The organism is Sulfitobacter sediminilitoris (assembly GCF_010667575.1).
In the GTDB taxonomy this organism is placed as follows: domain Bacteria; phylum Pseudomonadota; class Alphaproteobacteria; order Rhodobacterales; family Rhodobacteraceae; genus Sulfitobacter; species Sulfitobacter sediminilitoris.
Genome location: NZ_JAABNT010000015.1, coordinates 77,902 through 87,627, shown reverse-complemented (window position 1 = coordinate 87,627; position 9,726 = coordinate 77,902). Strand labels below are relative to the sequence as shown.

Here is a 9,726-nt window from a genome sequence, read left to right as displayed (position 1 = left end):
AATACATCAACGGCTTCTACAATCCGCGACGGCGGCATTCAGCATTGGGCTGGAAAAGCCCGGTCGCCTTCGAAAGGAAAGTGGCTTAAACGAGCACTTGGAGCGGCACGAAAACGGGACAGGTCCACTCCTCACCGCGCAGCCCATCAAGCACAATCCGGATCTTCTCTTCGCTCGAATACTGCTTACGCGTGGCGCGTTTGATCTCTTTGACGATCCTCTCGCCGGGGCTCTTCGTTGTCTTTCTCATCGTCCACTCCTCGGTGGTGACGATGAGCCAGAAACCCTCTCTTATCAAATTGCCCTAATTGGACCCATAGGCGCTGACGTCAGACAGTGAAAGGTTTGCTGAACGCTGTGACCAAGAAGGCCAAGTTGCCGGTGGGCGTGGCGTCGATGACCACCTTTAACTCGGGCAGGACTGGTATGGAGAGGGTGACGGGCTTGCGGTCGCGGTTCTTGGCCTCGGTCAGGGTGATCCAGCCGTCCTTGTTGTGCTGTGGGCCGAGCCTGACGATGTCTGAGCGCCGCTGCCCGGTGTAGAGCTTGAGCGCCAGCGCCAGCCGCGGCTTACTGCCGACCGGGTGATGCTGCTCGAACCGCCGGACCTCTTCCATTGTCCAGGAATGGAAGCCGTTGCCCTTGGCCTTAAAATGGGGCACGTCACGGGCCGGGTTTCGCTGCGCCAGCCCATACTCGACCGCGAAGGCATAAATATGCCGCAACGCTTTCACGAACCCGTTCGCGGCTTCGGGCCGGTTGGCCATCTCGTCGCGCATCCACCGGACATGAGCGAACATTGACACTCAAAGAGGCATTTACTGGCCTGTCCTTTGTCGTATGGCAAAGTCACCAGCCTCGCCTGTCATACGACCCGCAGCAAATACCAGGTGCGATTAGCTGCGAGGGGGAAGAAAGCTAGCGTCGCCCCCGCAAGATCCAACCTTGCTATATCTTGATTTTGCCAATCTACTCGCAAGACACGGCAAATGAAGGAAACAGCTTGGTGGTACTCAGATTTCTTGCTGCATGTCTCTTAGTTCTGGGGCTTTCAACGGGCGCAATACATGCCCAGGTCCCCTTCACCCCAGGTTCAACGGCTGCCGCTGACGCGGAAACAATGCCAGAGCTGCCAGTACCACTGACCACTGAGTCCGCCAATGCATTGATTTCACGTCTGTCAGATAGCGAAGTGCGCGCACTTCTGCTCGACCAGCTCAATACCCAAGCCACAGAAACTCAGGCAAATGAAGGCAACAGCACCGAGGATTTTCTGTATCATGCCACCGAAGGAGCTTGGCAGTCCGTTGTAGTGCCCATGCAGCGCCTTCCCGACCTTTTCAGCGCACAATCGAGGGCATTCTCAAATTTCTATCAGACCATCGGCGGTGGCAGCGGTCTGTTCGTGTTGCTGGGATATATGGTGATTGTTTTCGGTGTTGGCGCAGTCGCAGAAGTCCTCTTTCGGCGATTGACACGCAACTGGCACGTTCTGCCACCGGCTGACCCGGAAAACATCACCCTGCGTGAGACGGTGCAATTGTTGACCCAACGCCTGACCACCCAAGTCATTGCAGTTGTAATCTTCGTATTGGGGTCGCGTACGACCGGGGCATTCATCCTGCCCGAAAATCTATTTCCAACCGTGCAGCTCATCGGCATCTACTTGATTGGCTTCCCACGCTTCATGCTGGCCATAGGCTTTTTCTTCTTTGCTCCAATGAACCCGGAGTACCGCCTGCTGAATGTCACAACCCCCATCGCTCGTGCATTCTGTTTTCACCAATTCTGGCTTGCCTTTCTGCTTGGATTTTCCAACGCAATCCTGATCTTCAATGCCAACAACGGTGTGCCTTTAGGTGAGACACGCCTTGGTTTCTGGCTGAACCTGGCGCTTATTGTTTATCTCATCGTGATTTTCTGGCGCTACCGGGGGGGCGGTGTATCGATGATGCGGGGCGCGGACCCTGATGTAACCCCGATGGAGGAACGGGCCGCCCAGCTTTATCCTTATGCCAATATTGCCATATTTATCACGGTCTGGTGGGTGATCAATATTGTTGTCAGCTACGGAAATTTTGAGCTGCTCGCCAGCGCACCACATTACAAGACTATGCTTTTGCTCATGTTTGCCCCCGCGATGGATACCGCCATTCGGGGATTGGTCCGCCACCTGACCCCCGCGATGAAAGGCGATGGTCCCATTGCTGAACGGGCTTATCGGTCCAGCAAGCGGGCTTACATCCGAATTGGGCGCGTTGTGATCTTTGCTGTCGTTGTGTTGTCTATCGCCAATTTCTGGGGAATGAGTCCGACGTCAATCGCCGCTGCAGGTGTTGGGGCACGATTTGCCGCCAATGCGATCGAGTTCCTCATCATTATGTCTATTGGCTACTTGCTCTATGAAGCCGCGTCTTTGCTTATCAATCGCAAGCTGGCCGCAGAACAGACCGCCTCAGGCTATTTCCCCGATGAGCAAGAGGTCGGGGGCGACGGCGGCGGTGCTGGCGGATCGCGACTTTCTACCGTGCTGCCACTTATCCTGCTCGTGACGAGAGCATTCATCGTCACGCTGTTCCTGCTGTTGGGTCTAAGTAACATTGGTGTCGACACCACCCCACTTCTTGCTGGTGCCAGCATCGTCGGTCTTGCAATCGGCTTTGGCGCGCAAAAGCTGGTCACGGATGTTGTATCTGGCATCTTCTTTCTGGTCGATGACGCGTTCCGTGTTGGAGAGTATGTCACCGTCGATGGCACAATGGGCACGGTCGAGAAAATCTCGATCCGGTCCATGCAGCTGCGTCATCACAAGGGGCCGGTTCATACAATTCCTTACGGAGAAATCCCAAAAATCACCAATTTTTCGCGTGATTGGGTCATCATGAAACTGCGCTTTACCGTACCGTTTGACAGTGATCCGATTAAGATCAAGAAAATCTTCAAAAAAATCGGCCAAGAGTTGATTGAAGCCCCGGAGTTCGAGGGCGACTTCCTGCAACCCTTCAAATCCCAAGGCGTTCTGGAAATAGACGATGTTGGCATGGTCATCCGGGGTAAATTTATGGCCAAGCCCGGCAAGCAATTCATGATCCGTAAGGAGATCTTTAATCGGGTGAACAAAGAGTTTGCCGAGAATGGAATTGAATTTGCTCGGCGCGAAGTGCGCGTCGCTCTTCCCTCGATGGACAGGTCGGAGCTTACCGAAGAAGACAAGCAGGCAATTTCGGCAGCTGCAACTCAAGCAGTTCAAGATGTTGTTCCAGAAGATGTGGCAGCTAAAGACAACCAACAATAGCCGTCGTTGATGATTAAGCGGCCTGGGGCTTCCTAAACAATCGGGGGCAAATGAGGTCTGGCGATATTGAGAGGCTTATGATGCTGATGCTGTCTTAGTCTGTGAATTTGAAAAACGAGCTCCTTCGGATGAAATTTATCGGGAGGATTGTTCAGCAGACGACCTTCGCGGTGTTGGAGACGGTAAGCGTGTCATTCATTGCCAGCGGATGGTGAAACACTTAGCTTTACCCCATGATACATAGTCCCCCGCAATCACAGCTTTCTTCAGACCTTTCGGATCGCTTGCGACGATTGGCAGAAGCCGAGGACGCGAGGTTGATCGCGGACCGGAGAAGTTTTCACGCCAACCCCGAGCTTGGCTGGCAGGAGATTGAGACCACCGCAGCTATCGTGAAAAACCTGTCGCGCTCTGGCTACGAAATTGTAGCCGGTCCGGCGTTTCTTGGTGACGTTGAACGACGGGGGCTAAGCAAAGATCCGATTCCGGGAGAGGGCGATACTGGTTGCATCGCTATCTACGATACCGGACGGCCTGGACCGACGGTCTGCATGCGGGTCGACATTGATGCGCTGCCAATCAAAGAAGCCACTGGCAATCACGCGCCAGCCGCGCAGGGTTTTGCCTCGCGCAAGCCAGGTGTCATGCATTCCTGTGGCCATGATGGGCATGCGGCAATTGGTCTGGCAGTGGCGCGCATCGTGAAACCGCTTCTGAAGGGCGGGCGGGGCAAGCTGAAATTGCTTTTCCAACCTGCCGAAGAAGGCGGCCGCGGGGGGCGCGCCGTAGCTGATGCTGGCTGGATGGACGATGTCGATCTCTTTTTCGCAATCCACCTTGGCCTTGGTGTTCCCTCAGACAGCGCCGCTTTTGCCGTTCACGGGATTCTTGCGAATGCACGGTACGATGTGCGTCTCAAGGGACGGGCCGCTCATGCCGGCAAGTCGCCTGAGGCCGGGCGCAACGCTCTGTTGGCTGCCTGTCAGATTTCACTTGGATTGCATACATTGGCGCAATCCAGCCGTCCGGGCATGCGGTTGAACGTCGGCCTGCTTAACGCCGGCACGGCTGTTAATATCGTACCGGAAGAGGCCACACTGACCTTTGAGATGCGCGCGCAGGAGACAGCTGACCTGCAGGCCTTGGAGGCGCGCTGCAAGGATTTTGTTGAAGCGACAGCGCGTGCGCATGGCGTAGAAGTCAGCCTTGTTCCCGGAGGTGGTGCGGACGGTTACGCCAATCCTGAGGAGATCGCTGAGTGGGCGCAGGGCGTGAACACCGCGACCGGGGCTTTCGGCACTGTGTTACCAGATATGTTTTTCGGCGCCAGCGAGGATGCGGCGACGCTGGCAAGCAGAGTTGTTGCGCGTGGAGGCCGCGGTGGCATCTTCGTTCTGGGTGCGGATCTTGCGGACGACCACCACACGCCGAATTTTGACTTTGACGAGAAAGCTCTGCAGAAATCGGCACTGCTTTGTGCCGGTCTTATCGCATCAGCAATGGACGTGGATCACGTGGAAGACTGATCCGGTGTAGGCAAGACCGTTTCGCCGCGACGACAGAGGTGTGGCATCGACGGTGATGGTCTCAGGTGTTCAATCCCGGCACATCGAGGATCGGATCTGGGATGAATAGATCAGGCTTCGATGTCCAGATTTTGCAGACGTAATCGTGTGGCGTGAGGCCTCCAGGCCCGGTCTGCCGCAGAGAACGACGTATCAATCAGATTCACCCATTCAACGGTTCGAGTTCATCTTTGATCAGAACTTACCCTGCCTGCGATGCCACTCTGATTCTGTTGGCGTTCGCACTGACTGGTCAGTTTCTTCTTGTTCGGGCCGCGTAGTCTTCGAGGAATGCCTTAGAAATGGGCTATGGAAAAATATACTCTATTCAGAACCTTGCGAGGTTCTTCGGGTGATTTTTGACCTGATTTGATCGAGCGGCAAGTGCGAAACCCCCGGCGCGGGACGGTATTTGTTGACAGCTTGAGGTGAACCAAACCATGATTGGTTCAAACCAAAGGCAGAATGATTTGGGCCTCCAATGCAGCAAAACCGTGAGATGGAAGATCATGACCTGTCGGAAAACCTGCGTGTCTTGCAGGCCATCCGCCAGATCGTGACAAACAATCTTATTCCATCCGATGGCAGGTTGCCGACAGAACGAAATCTCGCGGCTGAGTTTGGAGCAGGGCGCAGGTCCGTTCGGAGGGCGCTTGATCAGCTTGAGGCAGAAGGTCTGGTGTGGCGCAAGCAGGGCAAGGGAACCTTCGTCGGCCAACCGCCTGATCCCACCGAAGAGCTTGCGGCCAGGATTGTGTCGGAAGTTGATCCGCTCACCGCGATGGAGGCGCGTCTTTGCATTGAACCGGCGCTGGCCGATCTCTGCGCTCGCCGGGCGTCCGCCGAAGACGTGGCAAAGCTGCGGCAACTGGCTGAACGAACGCATCAGGCAGGAGAGGCTGAGGCGACTGAGCTCTGGGACGGAGCTTTGCACCGCGCAATTGCGCGGATCGCAGGCAACCGGGTAATGCTCACGGCGTTTACGCTCATTGATGAAGTGCGAATGGGCGAGGAATGGCAACGAGAACGCCATCGTGCGCGCACACCGAAGGCCCGCGCAGCATACGACGATCAGCATAACCGGATCATCGACGCCATAGACGCCCGTAACGGTGCCGCAGCCGCCGACGCGATGCGAGAGCATCTGAACACACTCTTCGAAAATCTGAAGCATTCTTTGGAAAAGGAAGGCCGGTGACAGAGTCTCAACCCCTTCTTGATGTCAGCGGTCTGTCGATCCGCGTTGCAGGCGCCAACCGGCCGCTTGTCGATGATGTGAGCTTCACCCTTAACTCCGGTGAGACGCTTTGCATCGTGGGTGAATCCGGGTGCGGCAAAAGCCTGACGGCTCTCGCCCTGATGGGATTGCTTGATGGGACGCCGCTTCGGATCGAAGGCGGCACTGCGATGTTTCAGGAGACGGACCTCTTGTCGGCATCGCAAAGCACGCTGCGAAGCCTGCGTGGAGATCGGATCGCGATGATCTTCCAGGAACCGATGACATCGCTCAACCCGGCGCTGCGGATCGGTGATCAGATCGCCGAGGCGGTTCGCGAGCATCGCGGCGTATCGCACGAGGCGGGCCGCGCAAGGGCGCTGGAAATGCTCGAACGTGTCCGGATCCCAGCCGCAGAAAGCCGTTTGGACGAATATCCGCACCAGCTGTCGGGCGGCATGAGGCAGCGGGTGATGATTGCAATGGCGCTGGCGAATGATCCCGCGCTGCTGATTGCGGATGAACCGACGACGGCGCTCGATGTTACGATCCAGGCGCAGATCCTGGATCTGATGCGTAATCTGGGGCGGGAGACGGGTGCAGCACAGATTATGATCACGCATGATCTGGGGGTCGTTGCGGAAATGGCTGATAAGGTCGCTGTGATGTACGCTGGACGGATTGTCGAGGCGGGCAGCACCGAGCAGATTTTTGACGATCCACAACACCCCTACACGCTGGGGCTCATGAGTTCGATGCCTTCGCTCAGCGGAAAAAGCCAACGTCTGGTGACCATTCCGGGCACAGTGCCAAGCCCGCAGGACATGCCAATTGGCTGCCGTTTCGCCGCGCGGTGCCCTTTCGCCGATGCGGCCTGCGATGCTCCGCCCCCACTGGTCGATCTGAACGACGGTCATCGCGTTGCCTGCTGGCATGCGCCCATTGAAAATGCCGGGATCGCGCCAGGCTGGAAGGAAACCGCATGACGGCCCCAATTCTTCAAGCCCGCGGCCTTACCCGGCGTTTTGTTGCAAACAAGCCGCTTTTTGGTGCGGCAAGCATCGTGCAGGCGGTCAACGGCATCGACCTTGATATTGCGGAAGGTGAGACATTTGCGATCGTGGGCGAATCCGGCTGCGGGAAATCAACGCTTGCCCGACTGTTGTCCCATCTGATCGAGGCGTCTGAAGGGTCGGTAATCTACGACGGCCGAGATATTTCGATCCTGTCGGGTAAGGCCCTGCGTGATCTCAGACGCGAGATGCAGTTCATCTTTCAGGACCCTTTCTCGTCGCTTAACCCGCGCATGACAGTGGGCGCGCTGGTAGGGGAGCCCCTGCGCATCCACAAGATCGGCACGCCTTCGGAACGCCGCGCCAAGGTGGCGGAACTGTTGCGCAAGGTCGGGCTGCGCCCCGAACACGCGGATCGCTATCCGCACGAATTTTCAGGTGGTCAGCGCCAGCGCATCGGGATCGCCCGGGCGCTTGCCACTGGGCCGCGGGTGGTGATCGGGGACGAACCCGTCTCGGCGCTGGACGTCTCGATCCAGGCGCAAGTGGTCAACATCCTCGAAGATCTCAAGGATGAATTCGGCCTGACGCTCATTATCATCGCGCATGATCTTGCCGTCATCCGTCATATCGCCGACCGCGTCGCCGTGATGTACCTTGGCGAAATCGTAGAGCTTGGCGACGCGGCAGAGCTCTTTGCCGCACCCGGGCATCCCTACACCGAAGCGCTGCTGTCGGCGATCCCGATCCCGGCAACTGGCGCGCGCAAGGTTCAGACCAAGATCGAGGGCGATCCGCCGAACCCGATCTCGCCGCCGCCGGGCTGCCGTTTCCACACGCGCTGCCCCTATGCCGAAGACCAGTGCCGCACCGAACGACCGGTGATGCGCGAGATCGCACAGGGGCGGCAGGTGGCCTGCCATCTGGCCGAGAGACTGACGCTGGAGGGCATCGTCGGAACAGAAAAGACCCGTCCCGCTGCCGTCGCCGACCGTTTTGCGCGCTACAGCGCGGCGCGGGCGGCGATGTCGGCATCACCGAAATCCACGACACTAAAAACAGAGGAGTAAATCTAATGCGCATCTTGAAAACACTGGGGTTGGCGGCGCTGCTTGCAGCGACAAGCACCTTGGCCCAAGCACAGGACCTTAGGGTCGGCCTGCAGGAGGACCCGGACGTGCTGGACCCCGATCAGTCCCGGACCTTTGTTGGTCGGATCGTCTATGCGTCGCTTTGCGACAAGCTGGTCGATATCACGCCCGATCTTGAAATCATTCCGATGCTCGCCAGCGGTTGGGAATGGAATGCAGACGGCACCGAGCTGACCATGAGTTTGCGCGAAGGCGTCACCTTCCACGATGGCGAGCCTTTCAATGCGCAAGCCGTTGCGGCCAACATTGACCGCTCGCAGAACTTTGAACTGAGCCGCCGCAAATCCGAGGTGAAATCTATCACAAGCACCGAGGTGATCGACGACTACACGATTAAGTTCACCCTCTCTGCCCCTGATGCCACGCTGATCGCACAATTCGCCGACCGGTCGGGCATGATGCTGTCGCCCAAGGCCACTGCCGAAGCTGGGGAAGCATTTGGTTTGAACCCGGTCTGTGCAGGTCCGTTCAAGTTCAAGGAACGCATCCAGCAGGACCGCATCGTGCTGGAGAAGTTCGAGGACTACTACCGTGCGGACGAGATCAACTTTGACAGCGTGACCTTCCTGCCGATCCCGGACACGACTGTGCGTCTGGCGAACCTGCGGGCGGGCGATCTGCACATGCTTGAACGTCTTGCGGCAACCGATCTGTCCTCGGCTGAGGCGGATGATGGTCTGAACGTTGAGAAGGCGACGTCCCTGGGGTATCAGGGCATCACGATCAACATCGCCAACGGCGCTGCAGCGGAGAACCCGCTGGGTCAGAACGCTGCCGTGCGCAAGGCGCTGTCGCTGTCGATAGACCGCAACGCGCTAAATCAGGTCGTCTTTGAAGGTGCCTTCGCGCCCGGCAACCAGCCCTATTCTCCGACCTCGCCATGGTACAACGCAGACTTCCCTGTGCCTGAGCGTGATGTAGAGGCCGCCAAAGCGCTACTGGCCGAAGCGGGCTTCGCCGATGGTGTGACGCTGGAGATTCAGGTCGCCAACAACCCGGTACAGACGCAGGTCATGCAGGTGATACAGGCCATGGCCGGTGAGGCAGGCATCACGATCGAACTGGCTGCCAAGGAGTTTGCAACGCTGCTGGCCGACCAGTCGGCGGGGGACTACACGGCAAGCCAGATCGGCTGGTCCGGCCGCGTCGATCCCGATGGCAACATCCACCAGTTCATGACGACTGGTGGTGGGATCAACGATTCCAAGTACTCCGATCCCGACATGGACCGTTTCCTGAACGAGGCGCGTCTGTCCACCGATCCGGCGGTACGCAAGCAAAGCTACAATGCCGCGATCGCCAAGCAGCAGGAAGACATGCCCATCGTGTATCTGTACCACCCGGTGTGGATCTGGGCGCTCAAAAGCGGGGTTGAAGGCTTCACCCCCTACCCGGACGGTATGATCCGTCTGCATGGCGTGTCCGTGGCGGAATAACGGTCAGCCAAGATATCCGCCGCTCCGGGAGACCCCCGGGGCGGCGTCAC

8 protein-coding genes and 1 pseudogene are annotated in these 9,726 nt (G+C 57.8%); 6 read left to right on the top strand and 3 right to left on the bottom strand.

The features are described from left to right. Positions 1–85 precede the first annotated feature (85 nt). Both GV827_RS18890 and GV827_RS18885 read right to left on the bottom strand, forming a co-directional pair. Entirely contained in the window at positions 86–250 is a 165-nt protein-coding gene (locus tag GV827_RS18890; RefSeq protein WP_164355312.1) for a hypothetical protein, read from the bottom strand. 79 nt (positions 251–329) lie between these two features. Next, positions 330–779 carry a site-specific integrase gene (locus tag GV827_RS18885; protein WP_235930443.1) on the bottom strand — a complete coding sequence of 150 codons (450 nt, stop codon included), beginning with the start codon at positions 777–779 and terminating at the stop codon, positions 330–332. Positions 780–1,120: 341 nt separating this feature from the next. Between GV827_RS18885 and GV827_RS18880 the strand changes: the two genes are divergently transcribed. Further along, positions 1,121–3,295 carry a mechanosensitive ion channel family protein gene (locus GV827_RS18880; protein WP_235930442.1) on the top strand — a complete coding sequence of 725 codons (2,175 nt, stop codon included), beginning with the start codon at positions 1,121–1,123 and terminating at the stop codon, positions 3,293–3,295. A gap of 233 nt (positions 3,296–3,528) precedes the next feature. Beyond that, the gene (locus tag GV827_RS18875; RefSeq protein WP_164355374.1) at positions 3,529–4,821 is read left to right on the top strand and encodes an amidohydrolase; all 1,293 of its coding nucleotides are present in this window, start codon (positions 3,529–3,531) and stop codon (positions 4,819–4,821) included. 61 nt (positions 4,822–4,882) lie between these two features. Here GV827_RS18875 and GV827_RS24210 read toward each other — a convergent pair. After that, positions 4,883–4,981 (bottom strand): annotated as a pseudogene (locus GV827_RS24210) (IS481 family transposase); the annotation flags it as partial. Positions 4,982–5,359: 378 nt separating this feature from the next. Between GV827_RS24210 and GV827_RS18870 the strand changes: the two are divergent. The 4 genes from GV827_RS18870 to GV827_RS18855 are packed head-to-tail and all read left to right on the top strand — an operon-like array spanning position 5,360 to position 9,676. Then, positions 5,360–6,058 carry a FadR/GntR family transcriptional regulator gene (locus GV827_RS18870; protein ID WP_204325973.1) on the top strand — a complete coding sequence of 233 codons (699 nt, stop codon included), beginning with the start codon at positions 5,360–5,362 and terminating at the stop codon, positions 6,056–6,058. Continuing rightward, positions 6,055–7,062, top strand: coding sequence for an ABC transporter ATP-binding protein (locus GV827_RS18865; protein WP_164355372.1), 1,008 nt, complete (start codon positions 6,055–6,057; stop codon positions 7,060–7,062). The genes GV827_RS18870 and GV827_RS18865 overlap by 4 nt, the downstream gene beginning before the upstream one ends. Continuing rightward, on the top strand, positions 7,059–8,159 hold the full coding sequence (locus tag GV827_RS18860; protein ID WP_164355371.1) for an ABC transporter ATP-binding protein: 1,101 nt from the start codon (positions 7,059–7,061) through the stop codon (positions 8,157–8,159). Before GV827_RS18865 ends, GV827_RS18860 begins: the two co-directional genes overlap by 4 nt. Positions 8,160–8,164: 5 nt before the next feature. Beyond that, entirely contained in the window at positions 8,165–9,676 is a 1,512-nt protein-coding gene (locus GV827_RS18855; protein WP_164355370.1) for an ABC transporter substrate-binding protein, read from the top strand. Positions 9,677–9,726: the final 50 nt, after the last annotated feature.